Source organism: Brucella sp. IR068 (assembly GCF_049065885.1).
Lineage (GTDB): Bacteria > Pseudomonadota > Alphaproteobacteria > Rhizobiales > Rhizobiaceae > Brucella > Brucella intermedia.
Window position 1 is genome coordinate 99913 of the sequence record NZ_JBAKHE010000006.1, and the last position, 16788, is coordinate 116700.

The following is a 16788-nucleotide window of genomic DNA, read 5'->3' on the forward strand; positions in this document are numbered from 1 at the left end:
GTTCTTACCTCTGGTTTGTTTTATCGTTGACTAGCGTGTGGCGTTCAGCCGCTTTTCGATCCGGGCGCTGTAGTAAGTGAGTGGCACACAGATGATGAAATAGATGAGCCCCACGGTGCCGTAGACCTTCATCGGCTCAAAAGTGATGTTGGCCATCAACTGTCCTGAACGGGTGAGTTCAGTCAGTCCGAGCAGTGCTGCCAGCGCCGTTCCCTTGATCAGATTGACCAGAAAGCCGATCGTCGCCGGAAGGCCAATGCGAAAGGCTTGCGGCAGCACGACATCCTTCATGCGATGGAAATAACCGATACCGAGCGCACGGGCAGCCTCGTCCTGTCCGGTGGAAACAGCCTGGATGCTGCCGCGCCAGATCTCTCCCAGAAAAGCACTGGCATGCAGCGACAGGCCAATGATCAGCGCCACCCAGATGTCGACGCGGATACCCAGGATGGGCAGGCCGAAATAAACGAAGAACAGCTGGATCAGCAGCGGTGTACCCTGGAAAATCTGGATATAGGTCGCCATCAGATAGCGCAGCCATCTTTTCGCGGATGTGCGTCCCAGTGCTACGACCAGCCCGCCCATCCCCCCGAAAGTGAAGGCAAGGAGGGAGAGAATGACGGTCCATTTAGCGCCGTCGAGAATGAAGAGAAATTCGGAGAAACCAAAACTGCGGATCATCTTGGGACCTCACTTCGACGGGTAGGAAAAATAGGTCCTGCCGATGATTTGCAGAACGATCGAGAAGAATTGCGACAAGGCCAGGTAGATGACGCCGAGCACGAAATAGATTTCAAAGCTGCGGAAGGTTTCCGAATCTATCATCTGTCCGACATAGGTCAGTTCTTCCGCGGAGATCGACGCGACAAGGCTTGAATTGAGCATCATGAGGATGAACTGGCTGCAAAGCGCGGGATATACAGCGCGTATGGCCGGGCGGAAGATGATGAACCGGTAGATGTCGAAGGTATGAAGCCCGAGCGCCTTGCCAGCTTCGATTTGGCCCGCCTTGATCGATTCCACGCCGCCGCGCACGATTTCTGCCGCATATGCCGCGCAATTGAGCGTCATGGCGAGAATGGCCGCCTGTTCAGCGGAAAGGGTCACGCCCAGCGAAGGCATGCCGAAGAAGATGAAGAATAATTGCACCAGAAACGGTGTGTTGCGGATCAGTTCGATATAGCCGAAGGCCGTGAGCGAAATCACCCGCACCGAACTCATCCGCATCAGCATGAAGACGATGCCCAGCGCGAGGCCGAGGACCATGGAAATGGATGAAATCTTCAGCGTCTGGATCGCACCGTTGAGGAGCGCGGGCCAGGCTGCCAGGACCGGTCCCATGTCGAATGTGTATTGCATCAAATTATTCTCCCGCTCGCGGCCGGTTCCCCTTTGTTTTTTAGTGGTTCAGAATCTGGCCTAGAAACGCCTTGGCGCGCTCGTGTCTCGGATTGCCGAAGAATTCGGCTGGCGGCGCGCTTTCGATGATCTCGCCGCGATCCATGAAGATGACGCGATGAGCGACCGCGCGGGCAAAGCCCATCTCATGGGTCACACAGATCATGGTGATACCGTCGTCAGCGAGACTGATCATTGTGTCCAGCACTTCCTTGACCATTTCAGGATCGAGCGCGGAAGTCGGCTCATCGAACAGCATGATCTTCGGACCCATGCAGAGTGCCCGCGCAATGGCGACGCGTTGCTGCTGACCGCCGGAGAGTTGCGCCGGGTATTTTTCGGCCTGCTCGGCGATATGAACGCGCTTCAGGAAATGCATCGCCTTTTCCCGGGCTTCGGGAAGCGAGTTCTTGTGCACGCGGCGCGGCGCCAGCATGCAATTTTCCAGCACTGTCATGTGCGGAAACAAGTTGAACTGCTGGAATACCATGCCGACATCGCGGCGAATATGATCGACATTGGCGCCAGTATGTCCCAGACGGGTGCCATTTACATCGATGATACCGTCCTGGATTTCTTCCAGATAATTGATGCAGCGGATCAGTGTCGACTTGCCCGATCCGGATGGACCGCACAGCACGATATGCTCACCGCGGTCGACCTCCAAATTGATATCCTTGAGAACATGGAGCTGGCCATACCATTTGTTGACCCCATTCATCGTGATGGCTTTGTCAGACATCTCATTCTCGCTTCGTCTATATTTGCAAAAGGAAGTTGGCGCTCAAGGCTGGACTTCAAAGATGGCGTCCACCTCGACGGCAAAACCGCGCGGCAGGGAACCTGCGCCAAGGGCTGTGCGGGCATGATGCCCCTTCTCCCCAAGCACCGCGATCAGAAGATCGGAAGCACCATCGATCACTGCCGGATGATCCTTGAAATCAGGCACGGCGTTCACAAAGCCCCGCAGTTGCAGACAGGCGGAAATGCGATCGAGATCGCCATCGAGGGCGGCCGCCGCCCGCGCCAGCAGATTGAGCGCACAGACGCGCGCTGCCTGGTAAGCCTCCTCGACATTCATGGTGCTGCCAACCAATCCCAGATAGCAGTCAACGCCATCGACACGCGGCACCTGACCAGAGATATACAACGTATGACCACTCAGCCTGTATGGTACATAGGCGCCACTCGGCGCCCCCACTTCAGGCAGGATAAGACCCAGTTCCTTCAGTCTGGCTGAAACCAGTCCCATTCTGTTTCCCCTTATTCTCGCCGGAACGCACATATGACCGGCGGGCGCATACGTCCGTTCAAGACCATTTGAGAGCACGTGTTCTATCACCCGGTCCATGAGGCTGGAGGATTGGGCCCTCGCACTTGGTGCCAACGCGCCGTTCCGACCGACAACCTCAGAGTTTCGTCAAGTGATATTATGACTTGGCCCTTTGTTATGATGATAGGTTTGCTAAAATATTATCACTTGTCAAGATGGATATTTTTGGGAACGACATGATGCGAAGCCAGCGGCGAGATCGCCATTTAACATAATACTTCCAATAATCTAACAGCACTCGACCGTGCCATACGCATATTATCCGTCAAAAAAATCATGGTGAAAATTTGCGCCCCATGACCCTCATCGCCGAAAATTAGTAATACCATTCTGCGAAAGAGAGGTTACACCCAGGGGCACAATTCTGCATATTAACCCGATAAGATAATATCTCTATATGAGTGATATTATCTTGTAATTCTGTTCAGGCCATCGTATCAATGACAGACAACCTGATCGGCCAACTGGAACTGACGGACATTGAAGACGCTTACCGCACGGACGATTGATAATCTTAGGGCCTTCATTCGCGATGGGGATTTTAAAACCGGGGACAAGCTGCCTACGCTGGTGGAGCTTGGCGAGACGCTTGGCGTCAGCCGCACGGTCATCCGTGAAGCCATTGCAGAACTTCGCTCTGATGGCCTGCTGGAAGTGAAGCACGGCGTCGGAGTTTTCATCCGCGATTTCGAAAGGCTGCGTTTTTCAGGCGACGATGTTTCGCCGCTTGAACCTTTGGCAAGGTTGTCGCTGCCCTTCATGGATCTGCTGGAATTGCGCATGGCCTTTGAGGTTCATGCTGCGGGATTGGCCGCGCAGCGGCGCTCCTGGGCGCAGGAGGCCAATATGTGGGAAGCGCTCAAAAAATTCGAGGCGTCCGTGGACGATGAGGCCGCGCTCGATGAGTTGGATTACATCTTTCACCGTTCGATTGCCGAGGCGACCAACAATCAGGCCTTTATCGAGTTTTTCAGCGTCATGAGCCTGAAGATCCTCCCCCAGCCAGCATTTTCTAGCGATCTCAATCCTTCGTTGATTACACCCGACTATATCCGCAATAGCGTGACTGAACATCGTGCAATCTGCGAAGCTATCAGTGCCGGGAATGCGGAGGCCGCTCGCGAGGCGATGCAGGCGCACCTCGCCCGCAGCCACCAGCGCTATCGCGGTTTCAACGGCAGCATAGGCTCCCCTCTCAGCAATGTGACAGAGCTTTGAACCGCCGCAATCTATGCTGCATTTCCTCTATCCGATCATGCGCTCGTTGCATGAAGCCGAACTCCATTGGACACGGCCAGAGGCTTCTACCGCCAAGTTAATGTCCTTGGCGGTAGAAACAGTGCTGAATAAACTTAGAACTTTACGCTAAGCCGGGCCTTGCCCGCGTTTTGATTGAAGCTCGCACCATACTGACCTGTATATTCAAGACCCAGCGTCGTCTGATTGCCGAGATCAATATCAAAGCCAGCCTTGATAATCGCGGTTTCCTTCGCAATTGGCGCACCGGCCACGTCAAATACCGTTCCGGTATCGAATGAGGCTGCTGTCGTCGGAACGGTATCGCCATAGGCGTGCTGCCAGCCAGCCGTACCGCTAAGCCTTGCATTCATGCTGCCGAATACGACTGGGGCAGAAGCCCGAAGACCAATTGTGGTAAACGTGGTTGTCGTCGTTTCTTTTCCAATCCGGAGCGCGGAATTCCCGCCATGTTCATCGAACCGCCCGGTTTGCAGGCGTACCACCGCAACATTTGCAAATGGCTCAATCGCCGTTCCGTTCACATCAAAACGATGCGAGAGTTCGCCGAATGCCTGAAAGGTGTCTGCGCTGTAATCGGCATCAAGACTTTCTGAAAAGCCCGGGAAAGCGACAAGGCGATCAGTTTCGATCTTGTGCCAGCTATAGGCAAGACCTCCCTTGAGCGTGGTCGCGCTCCACTGGGTGCCGCCGTAGATTCCCAGATGATAGTTGTCACTGTGGCCAGACGAGTTGCGATCATTCACATCGAAACTGGTGCGGCTATAGCCCGCGAGAGCGCCCAGCCTCCAATTCTCGACGATTTCCGCGTCATAGCCTGCAACAAAGCCGCCGGTTGATTGCTTCAGCTTGCCAGCATTTCCATCCGCCCCGGTTTCACTCCATTGGCCAAGTGCCTGCCCCCAGATTGCGGCGCGCGGTGCCGAAACCTGCGATGAAACCATGTCTGTTGCGACGGATGATGAGGCAGCACTCTGCCCACTACCGCCAAACGCCGCGTCAACGCGTTCCATGACGGCATTGCGAATGATCGAGCTGTCATTGATGATCGCAGTTCGCGTCGAAGCATGGATTTCCCCCGAAAGCGCGTCGAATGCGCGACGCGCATCCTCTTCACTGTCCTGCATGACAACCGTATCGTAGACCGCATTACCAGCACCAAGACCCTCGACGGCCACGGCCACCGATTTCTGATTGCCTGTCTTTGCCGTAGCAGCGAAGTCGACGTCGTTGCGTGCGATGTTGAGGTAGACTGCGTTGGGATCATAGGCCAGGCCAAGATCGACGAAAGGCATGTTCTGGCTCAAATCGCCAAACGTACCCAGAATGCCGCCTTCAGCACTTAAAATGGTGTAGCTCTTGCCGGGCATATAGGTGCCGGCGGCTTTTTCTATATAGACCTTCGCGCCACCAAGCGTCGCCGTTCCGCTCACATCGATGCGGTCGCTTTTACCGGAAGCATCAATTTCCGCAACGTAAGTGGCTCCCGCATCAAAGGCCAGATTGCCATCGACCTTCAGCGTGCCGATAGAATTGCCCGGTGCGATGATACTGCCAGCGCCGGCATAAAGGCCTCCAACTGAGCCTGCGCCAGCCAGATATGCGCCGTTTTCAACGCTGGCTGTCCCGACAAGGAATGCACCTGAATGGGATGCATCGCCAATGACCAGCCCACCTTCTTTCACAGTCGTGCCGCCTGTATAGGTGTTGGCACCATTCAGGACCAGAACACCAGTGCCGGACTTCGTGAGACTGCCAGTACCATCAATATTGCCGTCGAAACGGGTATTGGCGGACTGGTCTACGGTCAGAGCTGCCGAGCCAAGGCTCAATGTCCCGCCCTCGCCCATCAGCGACGACATGCTCACACTGAAACTGTTGAGATCGAGCTTGCCACCATTCACCGAGAAGGCCGTATTGTCGACGAACGCCCCGTCCACGCCAGCCTGAAGCACTCCGCCTTCCACCAAGGTTCCGCCCGTATAGCTGTTTGCCTGGCCCAGAACGAGCGTACCGGCTCCGCGCTTGAGCAGCGCGCCCTCCCCGGTGGCTTGCTGCAGCAGCGTCACGCGGTTGTCTGCCTCCGCGATGTCGATCCATCCAAGTCCCTCAAGGGACACGATACGATCCAGCGTTTTCATGTCGCTGCCCGTTATACGCAGACCGCCATCAATGAGACGCAGGCGAGCATCGGCATTGCCAAGAGCCGCATCTTCGCTGACGAGGATCGTCCCGCCGTCGGTGACAGCCGTTTCGCCGATAAAGGAATGATCGTCGATGCAATAGTCCTTGATGGCCTGCTGGAAGCGCCCATCCGTGCTGTCGCAGTTCAGCAATGTCTTCTTTTCGTCAAGCGTCAGATCGGTCAGAATCGGTTTGCCATTGGCATCCGAAATCTGGCCCAGATAGAGATCTCTGCGTTGATTGTTTCGGGTTAGAACAAATTCCTTGTTCTTTTCCGCGAAGCCGTAAGCATTGGCGCCCCAAACGAGACGCGTCTTGCTGGTTTCATTTTCCGAGTAAGTCTGGAGCTGCGGGCCAACCCATCGAAAATCATGCGCAACGGGTTCATGGTCGGAGATTGCTTCCGGCTGGCGGCCCGGCCGGGTGACTTTTACGTCCTTGATCACTCCCGTGTAGGGATCATTGGGATCATCCACAATCTCATACCATTTTCCGAATGGCCGCGAGACGAGGAAATGATCAATCTTGGCACGATCCCAGCTCGCCCAGGTATTGGTTGCGTCCTCGCCTGCCGACGGCCATGTGGTGCTGCCATCGTTGAGATCATGCGGCTTGAAGTCTTCGCGGACCGCATCCGTCTGGAGCAGCATGTACTGCTTCTTGAGCACATTCATCGTAACCGGCGTGTTGTTGGCTACCGCATAGGTTTCGTCTTGCAGCCCGACATTCTTCCCGGCCTTGTAGGCGGCGGAAAGAGCGTCGCCCCATTGCTTCCACGACAGGGTGTCGATGTCCTGTCCGACATATGCTTCCTGAATGACCGAACGCATCGTCTGCTGATCGGCGTTGAGAACATATTGCCGCGTCAGATCGCGATAAAAGGTGTTGCCGTCAGATTGCTGCATCAGTCTGATCTGCGCATCGATGTGATGAAGGCCGCGCTCGGAAACATCCCCCGCATTGAAGTCGCCCATGACCATGATCGGCTGGATGGCTCCTTTTGCCCACGTGTTGAGGGCTTTGGCTTCATTCACGCGACCGGTCGATCCATCTGCATAATCGAGATGAACCGTACCGACGAGTGTCTGCGGACGGGAGCCCTGGGCGTCCAGCTGAGTATAGCTGACATAGCGACCTTGCGTATTTCCGCCCAGATTGATCGTGCCGAATTTGCCCGGCAAACGGGAGATGATACCGACATCGCCGACCTGCACATTACCGTAAGTGCCGCGACCCGCGGTTTGAAGGAAATCCGGTATGCGCGTGACATAAGTACTACCGTTGACTTCCTGCATCCCGAGCACGTCGAAATTGGCGGCTGCCATAAAGTCCGCTGTCAATCCCGGGTTCTGTTTGAACTTGTTCCAGATATTGAGCGTCATGACGCGAATGTCATAGCTATCGGCTGCGCGCGCCGGAGCGGCAGCAATTCCTGCGACTGCGACACCGCATAAAAGCTGCGCAGTCAGAGCCAAAAGTTTTCCGTTGCGTTTGGTCGTCCCCGTTACCATCCCTCGGTCCTTTTCCTGGAAGGTGCTTCCATTTCATCAACGTGACAGCCGGATTGATCATCCAACTTCAATCGATGCTGAAATGACAGAGTTCAATGTCACTTTTATTACATTTTACTCCTGTCCGGGATGCGAGGACTCCAAAACATGCGGTCCTTAATAGTAAATGTCATTAATATTACATTTTTATTCGCTAATCGATTCACCCAGATATTGCTATTTTAACCCCACGATTTCCTCGCCTCATTCAACCTGGAAATGAGAGATGGATCAGAGTGATCAGGCGCATAAGGACATAACGACTACCATGAGCGAACTTTCCGGTCCCGGTGGCAAGAAGAAGGAAATCCGGCAGCAGGCATTGTTGCAATGGATTGAAAACAGCCATTATGTTTCTCTTGAAGAGATCGCAGAACGGTTCCATGTCACCACCCAGACGGCGCGGCGCGACATTGCGGACCTGGAACATCGGGGCAAAGTCCGGAAACTGCATGGCGGCGTGTCGCAACTGACGCCGCTCGATCCCGTGACCTACCGTCAGCGCAGACATGATCGGGCCGACGAGAAGGTGCGAATTGCCGAAGCTGTCGTCGCGCTCATTCCCGATGGCGCCACCGTTTTCCTCGATACCGGCACAACATGTGAAGCGATTGCCAATGCGCTCGTCAGCAGGGAGCGGCTGCACCTCGTCACGTACAGCTTGCGATCCGCCGCCATCATCAGCGAGAAGACGGATTTCACGCTCGCTGTTCCCGGCGGCTTCGTGCGCCCTATCGATGGGGGAATGTTTCAGGAAGACACACCGGAATTCATTCGGCGTTTCAAATTCGACTATGCAATCATCTCGGTGAGCGGCATCGATGATGACGGCGATCTATGCGATGACGACCATACCGAAGTCGCCGTCGTTTCCGCAGCGCTTGGACAAGCTGCACACAAATTGCTCGCAGTCGACAGCTCAAAGTTCGGCAGGCGCGCCATGGTGAAGCTTGGTTCGGTTCGCGACGTAAGCGCCCTGGTAACGAATGAAACGCCAGCCCCGATTTTGGCCCGCATACTCGAGGAAGCCAATATCCCTGTCATTCTCTCGTGACCAGCGTACCGGTTGGGCACTTAAGCATTGGATGAGTTTTTGGTTCGGCCGACAATCGGGTTGTCGGCCAGCTACGCCTGTGCCGCGCTCACCTTGGTCCGCAGGGCATCGGTCTACACCGGATTAAATCCAGCAAATGCCCGTAAATGACCAAGGTCAGGCAGCCTCACCGCGCCTCAACCAATTTCCAGCCATTGCCGGAGGGATCGCGGAAACTCGCATCGACGCTGCCGAAGCGGCTGATCGGTTCCTGAATGAATTCGACGCCTTTTGCCGCGAATGCCTCATGCGTAGCGTGGCAGTCCTTGACCACCATCACCAGCGGCGGCATCGCGCCCTTCGCGACGACCTCGTCAAGCAATCGCGCGGTCGTCTCATCTACAGTGGGCGGCTGGGGCCGGAACAGCCCAAGCTGGAAGTGAGGCTGGTCCGGGTGCTGCACTGTCAGCCAGCGGTAGTCTCCGTTCTTGACGTCGGTGTGAACGGCAAACCCAAGTTTTCCTACATAGAAATCAATGGCCTCATCCTGGTCACGCACGTAAATGCCCGCCACCCCTACTCCCTGGTCCATCACTGCTCTCTCCATGACTGCTCTCCTGTTGTCATGGGTTCTGTGTATCAGCCTTATCTTGGCGCCGCTTCTCCGAAACTGCTATTGTGAGGTCCGGGCGATACGCTGCACTGACAAAGCAATGTGGCACGTGCTCCAGCCTGTGCGAACCCGCCCGCTCGCGGGCACGAAGGTCGGAGGGGTTTTCGCCCGTGATATCGCGGAAAACGCGCCCGAACGTTCCGAGGCTTGCCCAACCTGTGATAAACGCGATTTCGATCACCGGTTTGTCGGTGTCACGCAGTAATGCCTTCGCGCGCTCGATGCGCCGCGAGAGGAGATAGCGGTGCGGCGGCACGCCAAATGCGATCTTGAACGCGCGGGCGAAATGAGCCTCCGAGACACCGCTCACCTGCGCCAGCCGGCGCACCGGCCAGGGCTCATGCGAGGCGGCATCCAGCCTGTCTTTGGCCCTGAGCAGGCGGCGCAACAGGGCTGGGTCTTGTCGCGGCCTGTTATTGCTCATCATTCCAGGATTTGCCGGATAGGCTGACGTTGAATATCGATGTCATGGCCGTTTCGAAGTTGTTTGCGTTGTCTGCTGCCAAAGAACGCCAGAATTCCTCTTCAACGGAGACTTGTCTATCGCAAATTATCAAAACCGGCCGATCTATATCCGGATAATATCGTCTACTCCAGTGGGCGTCATTCAAAAACAGGAATGGCAGCAATCAGCCGCCAACTCCCGGTTCCATGAGAAGCGCCCGCTGCTGCCGGGTGATGCGCAGCTGCCGTTGCTGGGGGTCGCTGCGCATCGTGATCGCTATTTCGCGCCAAACTGTTCGATCAGTTCTTCCAGACCGACATGGCCCTGAAAGGCTCCGTTGCCCGGCAAGGCCTCGCCCCTTTCCAGCGCCATTGCATGGATGACAGCGGGATCGGCTTCGATACGGCTTCTCACGGCGGCAAGCTTCGGCCAGCGTGCGGCGTCTGCCACCTGGTGAAAGTCCAGCCAGCGGGCAACCCCAACCAGCAGGGCGTCCGCCAGCGTCGGACGGTCGGCGACCAGAAAAAGGGTGGCACCGATCATTTCTTCAAGCCGGTCGTGCCGCTCGATGACGCGTTCGCCACCCCATCGGGTCAGCGCCGATTTCATCGCAGGGTCAGGCGACTGCATTTCCATCGCAGCCCAAAGCGGGCCGAACATGCCGGTAAAGCCGGTGTTGATGAACCCCATCAGCTGATGCATCCGGTCGGCTTCGCGCGACAACGGATCGAAGCTGATCCGCCGCTCGGTGTCGCGCGCCTCCAACCAGGCGGCGATAGCCATGTTTTCGGTCACGACCCGCCCCTCATCCGTGACGAAGGCGGGCGTCTCGACCCGGCGGTTGATCCGCTTGTAAGCAGGCTCCCGCATCTCGGTCAGCATGTCGACCCGGCACAGCCTGTAAGGCTTGCCCAGCCATTCCAGAGCTGCGACAAGTCCCATGGAGCTTCCGGCCGGGAAGCCATATATAAGGATCGGTTCCATGTTTGGTGTTCTCCGTGATGTCTTCTGATCACGCTGCGCAGCGAAGCCGGACCATAAAACATCGCTCCGCCAAGTAAATTACGCACCTTTTTGTAACCAGGAGCTGCCGATGAAAGACCTTGTTTCCCGCTGCCCGATCGAAGAAGTCATGCAGGTCCTGAGCGGCCGCTGGCCGACCCTGCTCATTTATTATCTTCAGGAAGGGACAAAACGGTTCAGCGATCTTCGCCGGGATAATCCCACGATCTCGCACAAGATGCTCACACTGGAACTGCGCAAGCTCGAAGAGGCCGGCATTGTCCGGCGCACCGAGTTCGGCGGTTATCCGCTTCGTGTCGAGTACGACCTGACGCCAGCGGGCGAAAGACTGGTGCCGCTCATCGATGCCCTCGGCGACTGGTGGGAAAACACGGACGAGAATAAAGCAAGCGACGTGAATGAAGGTAGCGAAGCAGGCGGAACCCACTCAGTTCAGCACCTTTGAACAATCTGCCTCCGAGCGGAAAAGGATTCCGGCGGTTTCGCTTTGCGAACAGTGTTAGCGAACCGCTCGCGGAATGGTCCGGTTCAAGGACCGCCACCCTGTAAACAATCAGGCTTATCGCACAGTTGTCAGAGTTCTTCAGAGGCTTACCAGCGCATGAAAAAGCACGCCTCGGAGACCTCATATCCCGCTCTATATCCCGCTGAAAATTATCGCCTTTTGAAGCCGTATTAAACCTAAAACCCCCTTAGGTTTTGTTCGAGCGACGATCGCAAGGGGGCTTTCGATAGGGATTGGGAGGCGGCGCTGCGCGCTCAATCTTCGGAGGTCGGCAGGACCTGACTGATACTGTCCAAGCTAGCCTGATTTGGTTAAGAAATCCACCCCCTGAAAGCACGAAGCGGGACAAGCAGTAAGGGTGAAACCACTCGCTCCCCTCTTCCGGAGAACAGCGCGTGGCCCCAGCGGCAGAACTTCATAGAAGTGAACCCGGCTCAAAACCGGTGCATGCTGAACGCCCCCTTCACCTTCCGCGCAACGCAGCCTCACCGTCTGGATTGATCGGAGGAACTGCACAGGGGTTATTATTCAATATTGGATTTCAGTCCTTCGTTTCCCGACGCTGGCCGCAGCAGCCCGGACCAATATCGGTTACCGCTATTCGCGGCCCAGTTAACAAGCGGACCACCGCAGACCGTCTTGAACGATCGTATCTACGACGGAGAATGAAGGTGGTGCCGACCAGTGGAGACGCCACGGCCTCCCCTCGGCCTCAGACGACCTTAACACGCGTCTTTTGACACGCCGAAATGGGCAGTTCCCCGCGCCGCTTTGTATCATTTCGGCTTCGCAATGATCACGGCGCCGGAACTTAGCAGAGAATCGGCCGAACAAGCTTTGTCCCCTATAAAGCGATGTCGCTCCGGTGTGGAAACAGGACTCTTCTCGATTGAAATTCCAGGCTGGTTCAGGGTTCCGGTTTATAGACCGCCGTCTAAAACCGATAAAAGATCATAAAAACAAAAGGATAGCAGAACCGGCAGCGAATCGATAAAATTTCGCTTAATTTTAATACCGGCGCTAACTCTTTGTTAATTCGGCTGCCCCTTGCGATAGAATAAGAATCGGACATAATGACGGTATTTAGGCGGTATCAGTTCCAATGCCGTCACTAGGGACACCAAGCAAATGAATATCGCAAATCCGGCAGCAGCCTTGTCGTTTGACGACATGATATTATCGCAAGGGCGCGAGATTTCTCGCAAGCTCAATCTGCTGCGTCACGAAAACTTTCCGCCGGATGCGCGCAAGAACATGCTGCGCCAGTTTTCGATGGCCGAGGCTGCCTATTTCCTCGGTGTCTCTCCCAGCAATCTCAAGAAATTACATCTTGAAGGCAAGGGTGTCGAGCCGACCATTCTAACAGGTGGCCGCCGCGCCTATAGTGGCGAGCAGATTCAGGAACTGCGCCAGTGGCTCGACCAGAACGGCCGCGCCGAAGTGAAGCGCTACGTTCCGCATCGTCGCGGCAATGAAAAGCTTCAGGTCATCGGCGTCGTCAACTTCAAGGGCGGTTCCGGGAAGACGACGACGGCTGCGCATCTGGCGCAGCATATGGCGCTGACCGGCCATCGCGTGCTGGCCATCGATCTCGATCCGCAGGCTTCGCTTTCCGCCCTGCACGGCATCCAGCCGGAACTCGACGAGTTTCCGTCGCTTTATGAAGCCATTCGTTACGATTCCGAAAGGAAACCCATCCGTGAGGTTATCCGGCGGACGAACTTCCCCGGCCTCGACATCATTCCCGCCATGCTCGAGCTGCAGGAATATGAATATGACACGCCGCTCGCCATGCAGAATGGCGGCGAGGGCAAGACATTCTGGAACCGCATCGCGCAAGCTCTCGCCGATGTCGACAGCGATTATGACGTCGTGGTCATCGATTGCCCTCCCCAACTTGGCTATCTGACGCTGACGGCGCTTTCCGCAGCGACTTCGGTGCTGATTACCGTTCATCCGCAAATGCTCGACCTGATGTCCATGTCGCAGTTCCTGCTGATGCTCGGCGATATTCTCAAGACGGTCCGTCAGGCCGGCGGCGCGGTGCAGCTCGACTGGTTCCGCTATCTGATCACCCGTTACGAACCGACCGACGTGCCGCAGGCGCAGATGGTCGGCTTCATGCAAAGCATGCTCGCTTCGCATATGCTCAAGCACCAGATGTTGAAATCGACGGCTATCTCCGATGCCGGTCTTACCAAGCAGACGCTTTACGAGGTTGAGCGTTCATCGATGAATCGCGGTACCTATGATCGCGCCATGGAAGCCATGGAAGCGGTCAATTCGGAAATTCGCGGCCTCGTTCATGAGGCATGGGGGCGTTAGACTGCCGTCTAAAGCGGCGAATATTGAATAAAATCAGGTCTCTGACCGGTTTGAGGATACAGGAATGGCACGAAAGAACATATTTGAAAGCGTTATGCGGGACCAACCGGCGGCTGAACAGGCCTCTCAGCCGGTCGAAAACGTATCGCGCCGGTTCGGTGCCGCCAAATCCCTTTCCGCATCGATTGACGAACTGGCAAAGCAGGCGGCCCAGAAGCTCGATGGCGAAACCATTGTCGAGCTTGATCCCGCACAGCTGGATGTCTCTTTCGTGGCGGATCGCCTGCCTGAAACGGATGACGAGGAATATCGCGAACTTCTGGAAGCCATTCGCGAGCGTGGGCAGGACAGTCCTATCCTCGTGCGTCCGCATCCAGAGACCAGCGGCCGCTATATGATCGTCTTCGGCCACCGCCGTGCGCGGGTTGCCCGGGAACTTGGTATCAAGGTCAAGGCGGTCATCAAGCCCCTCGCCGATCTGGAACATATTCTGAGCCAGGGCCAGGAAAACTCCGCCCGCGCCAATCTGAGCTTCATCGAGCGTGTCTTCTTTGCGGCGCGTCTTGAGGCGCTGGGCTTCGAACGTGAAGCCATACAGGCGGCGTTGACGGTAGATTACCAGACCCTGTCGAAGATGCTGACCATTCCGAAGGCCATTCCGGAGCATATTCTCCTGGCCGTGGGTCCGGCCAAGGGTATCGGGCGTGATCGCTGGCTGGAATTGCGCAAGCTGATCGAAATACCGGGCAAGAAGGATGCTGCGGAAGAACTTCTGGCGACTTCGGCCTTTGAAAAGGCGTCGTCTGTCGATCGTTTCGAGCAGCTCTATGGCTATCTGAAAGGCGGAAAGCAGAAGAAACCCGTCACCAAGGCGGCTCTGCGGCCCGGAACCAGCTGGACGGCTTCTGACAAGTCCGTCAGCGCGGTTATCAAACAGAATGGCAAGTCGGCCACATTGGCGCTCAGTGCCGCCAACGGGCCGCGTTTTGCCGAATGGCTTTCTCGCAATCTGGATGAGCTTTATGCGTCGTTCCGCAACGAGGAGAAGTGAGTAGCGTACTGACCAGCGGCTTTGCTGCGGTCTGATTGTGTAAGGCATGTCTTCCCGAAAACCGGAAACGGAAACGGGAACGGGAACGGGAACCGGTTCGGATTAGGACATGCTCAGTTGAATTTGTAAGAGTGTTTGCGTCGAAACTGTTCAGGAAAAGGAACGAGACAGCAAAAGAAAAAGGCCCCCAAACGTCGCCGTGTGGAAGCCCTTCTCATTGGTTTAGCAGCTAGAGAATCGCAAATCCACGAATCACTGTCAAGTGCTATTAGCGTCATTTCGGCGGGTGGATTTCTTTTGCCTTGTGGAAGGTGAAAGAAAATGGAGATTCAATTGGCCTCGACGCCGTTTGGCAGTCGAAGGATGACGCTTGCCTTGCTGGCAAGTCAACAGAACACACGGCAAATTGCGCCTGGAACGGTTGCCGACAAGTGGCAGCTGCATCGCTGGCTGTGTGAGGCAAAGACGCTGTTCGGCCTGAATGATCGCTCTCTGGCGGTTCTTTCGGCGCTCCTGTCATTCTATCCGGAAACGGAACTGAATACGCAGAGCAGCCTGATCGTGTTTCCCTCCAACAAGCAACTGGCATTGCGCGCCCATGGCATGGCGGATGCGACCTTGCGACGTCATCTGGCTGCGCTGGTCGATGCCGGTTTCATCCTTCGGCAGGACAGCCCGAATGGCAAGCGTTATGCGCGTCGCGCCAAGGGCGGAGACGTGCAGATTGCTTTCGGCTTTTCACTGGCGCCGCTTCTGGCCCGTGCCTGTGAACTGGAAACAGCTGCGGAACAGGTGAGGGCGGGAAAGACTGCATTGCGTGAAATGCGCGAGCAGCTGACCTTGCTGCGCCGCGATATCACCAAGCTTGTCGAATTCGCCGCCGAGGAACAGCTTGCCGGTAACTGGCAGGACATCCGTCACCGCTTTCGCCTGATCGTCGACAGCATTCCGCGCCGTGCGGAGCAGGAAGAGCTGGCAGCTTTGGTCGAATCCTTGCAGGCAATTCGTACGGAAATCGATAACGCATTGAAAATTCATGAAAATGTTCAGAATTTGCGCGGCAATGAATCTCAAAATGAGCGGCAGCAAATTGAATCGAATCCAGATTCCCATTTTGAAAAGGCAACGGCTGAATTTATCGACCAGCGCGTAAATGAAATCACCAGCGCTCCAACAGAACCCACGGTTTCGCTCGACATGGTGCTTCGCTCCTGTCCGGAGATCACGGCCTATGCGGTCAGTTCCATTCGGCATTGGCAGGATCTCGCCAATACGGCAGAGAAAGTACGCTCCTTCCTCGGGATCGATGGAAAGCTCTATGATCTCGCAAAGAAGGTTCTTGGACCCTATAATGCGTCGATCGTGATTGCCTATATCCTGCAGCGCTTTGAGCAAATTCAGTCTGCTGGAGGCTATCTGCGCATTTTGACGGAAAAGGCTGCCAATGGCTCTTTCTCGATAAGGCCAATGCTGATGGCCGCGCTCAATGGACAGGTTCGTTAACCATAAAAAGTCCAGTCAGCATGACAAAACTGAACTGCCTTTTAGGTTTCGTATCGTTCATGAAGTTTAACAAGATCAAGGAACCGTAAAAGAGGCCGGGAAGGCTTCCAACCCGCCTTGGAGGTTCATGGGCTGTTGGCTTTGAACATTGCTTGAGAATTGTCAGCGCCGCTTGTGGAGGCGTCGATCAGGGCCGTCGGGCTACCGCTATAAAACGCGCCGGAAAGCATGGGCGGGGAAGAAAACTCAGTCCAGTGCCTGAAAGCGACGACGACGCGAACGGCGGCGAGGGCGCAATGTGTTGAGGTCCTGCGCCTGGTCAGTCTTGTGACGTGGGGGAGGCGACAGAAGGCGCATGATGAAAAGGATGCAGCACCCGATGGTGAATATCCAGAATATCTCATCGGTGAGATCGTTGATCATGACGCAATCCAGAGCAAACCGCTTGTCCGTTTCAAGACGCGCGAAACAATATTCCGCGATCCATATCGCCTTGCGCAACGGTGGC

General features: G+C 55.8%; 14 protein-coding genes. 6 read left to right on the forward strand and 8 right to left on the reverse strand.

The features are described 5' to 3' along the window. Positions 1-30 precede the first annotated feature (30 nt). The 4 genes from ACOWVS_RS11965 to ACOWVS_RS11980 are packed head-to-tail and all read right to left on the reverse strand — an operon-like array spanning position 31 to position 2650. Positions 31-681: an amino acid ABC transporter permease gene (locus ACOWVS_RS11965; RefSeq protein WP_006469605.1), complete on the reverse strand. Its 651-nt coding sequence runs from the start codon at positions 679-681 to the stop codon at positions 31-33. 9 nt (positions 682-690) lie between these two features. Then, positions 691-1359 (reverse strand): amino acid ABC transporter permease, encoded by a 669-nt coding sequence (locus tag ACOWVS_RS11970; protein WP_006470770.1) that lies wholly within the window; start codon positions 1357-1359, stop codon positions 691-693. 40 nt (positions 1360-1399) lie between these two features. Beyond that, positions 1400-2140 carry an amino acid ABC transporter ATP-binding protein gene (locus tag ACOWVS_RS11975; protein WP_006469603.1) on the reverse strand — a complete coding sequence of 247 codons (741 nt, stop codon included), beginning with the start codon at positions 2138-2140 and terminating at the stop codon, positions 1400-1402. Positions 2141-2182: 42 nt separating this feature from the next. Next, complete coding sequence (locus ACOWVS_RS11980) at positions 2183-2650, reverse strand: RidA family protein (RefSeq protein ID WP_039853397.1); 468 nt, start codon at positions 2648-2650, stop codon at positions 2183-2185. 561 nt (positions 2651-3211) lie between these two features. Here ACOWVS_RS11980 and ACOWVS_RS11985 point away from each other — a divergent pair. Beyond that, positions 3212-3949, forward strand: coding sequence for a FadR/GntR family transcriptional regulator (locus ACOWVS_RS11985; RefSeq protein WP_006469600.1), 738 nt, complete (start codon positions 3212-3214; stop codon positions 3947-3949). 134 nt (positions 3950-4083) lie between these two features. Here ACOWVS_RS11985 and ACOWVS_RS11990 read toward each other — a convergent pair whose 3' ends face one another. Further along, a complete protein-coding gene (locus ACOWVS_RS11990; protein ID WP_075041750.1) occupies positions 4084-7683 on the reverse strand; it encodes an autotransporter domain-containing protein in 3600 nt (1199 codons plus the stop codon). Positions 7684-7948: 265 nt separating this feature from the next. On the opposite strand from ACOWVS_RS11990, the gene ACOWVS_RS11995 reads away from it, so the two are divergent. Then, a complete protein-coding gene (locus ACOWVS_RS11995; RefSeq protein ID WP_006469598.1) occupies positions 7949-8776 on the forward strand; it encodes a DeoR/GlpR family DNA-binding transcription regulator in 828 nt (275 codons plus the stop codon). A 166-nt stretch (positions 8777-8942) separates the two neighbouring features. Here the strand turns inward: ACOWVS_RS11995 and ACOWVS_RS12000 are convergent, their stop codons facing one another. From ACOWVS_RS12000 to ACOWVS_RS12010, 3 genes are all read right to left on the reverse strand, one after another. Beyond that, positions 8943-9362 (reverse strand): VOC family protein, encoded by a 420-nt coding sequence (locus ACOWVS_RS12000; RefSeq protein ID WP_235693760.1) that lies wholly within the window; start codon positions 9360-9362, stop codon positions 8943-8945. A 16-nt stretch (positions 9363-9378) separates the two neighbouring features. Next, positions 9379-9855 (reverse strand): helix-turn-helix transcriptional regulator, encoded by a 477-nt coding sequence (locus tag ACOWVS_RS12005; protein WP_006469595.1) that lies wholly within the window; start codon positions 9853-9855, stop codon positions 9379-9381. Between the two features lie 294 nt (positions 9856-10149). Next, positions 10150-10857, reverse strand: coding sequence for a glutathione S-transferase family protein (locus ACOWVS_RS12010; RefSeq protein ID WP_006469593.1), 708 nt, complete (start codon positions 10855-10857; stop codon positions 10150-10152). A gap of 109 nt (positions 10858-10966) precedes the next feature. Here ACOWVS_RS12010 and ACOWVS_RS12015 point away from each other — a divergent pair, with 109 nt between their 5' ends. The 4 genes from ACOWVS_RS12015 (at position 10967) to repC (ending at position 16280) form a co-directional block, all read left to right on the forward strand. Continuing rightward, positions 10967-11341: a winged helix-turn-helix transcriptional regulator gene (locus ACOWVS_RS12015; protein WP_006469592.1), complete on the forward strand. Its 375-nt coding sequence runs from the start codon at positions 10967-10969 to the stop codon at positions 11339-11341. A gap of 1188 nt (positions 11342-12529) precedes the next feature. Then, positions 12530-13726, forward strand: a complete 1197-nt coding sequence (repA, locus tag ACOWVS_RS12020) for a plasmid partitioning protein RepA (RefSeq protein ID WP_006469591.1) — start codon at positions 12530-12532, stop codon at positions 13724-13726. A gap of 64 nt (positions 13727-13790) precedes the next feature. After that, entirely contained in the window at positions 13791-14777 is a 987-nt protein-coding gene (gene repB, locus ACOWVS_RS12025; protein WP_006469590.1) for a plasmid partitioning protein RepB, read from the forward strand. Positions 14778-15098: 321 nt separating this feature from the next. Beyond that, positions 15099-16280 carry a plasmid replication protein RepC gene (gene repC / locus ACOWVS_RS12030; protein WP_006469589.1) on the forward strand — a complete coding sequence of 394 codons (1182 nt, stop codon included), beginning with the start codon at positions 15099-15101 and terminating at the stop codon, positions 16278-16280. Positions 16281-16788: the final 508 nt, after the last annotated feature.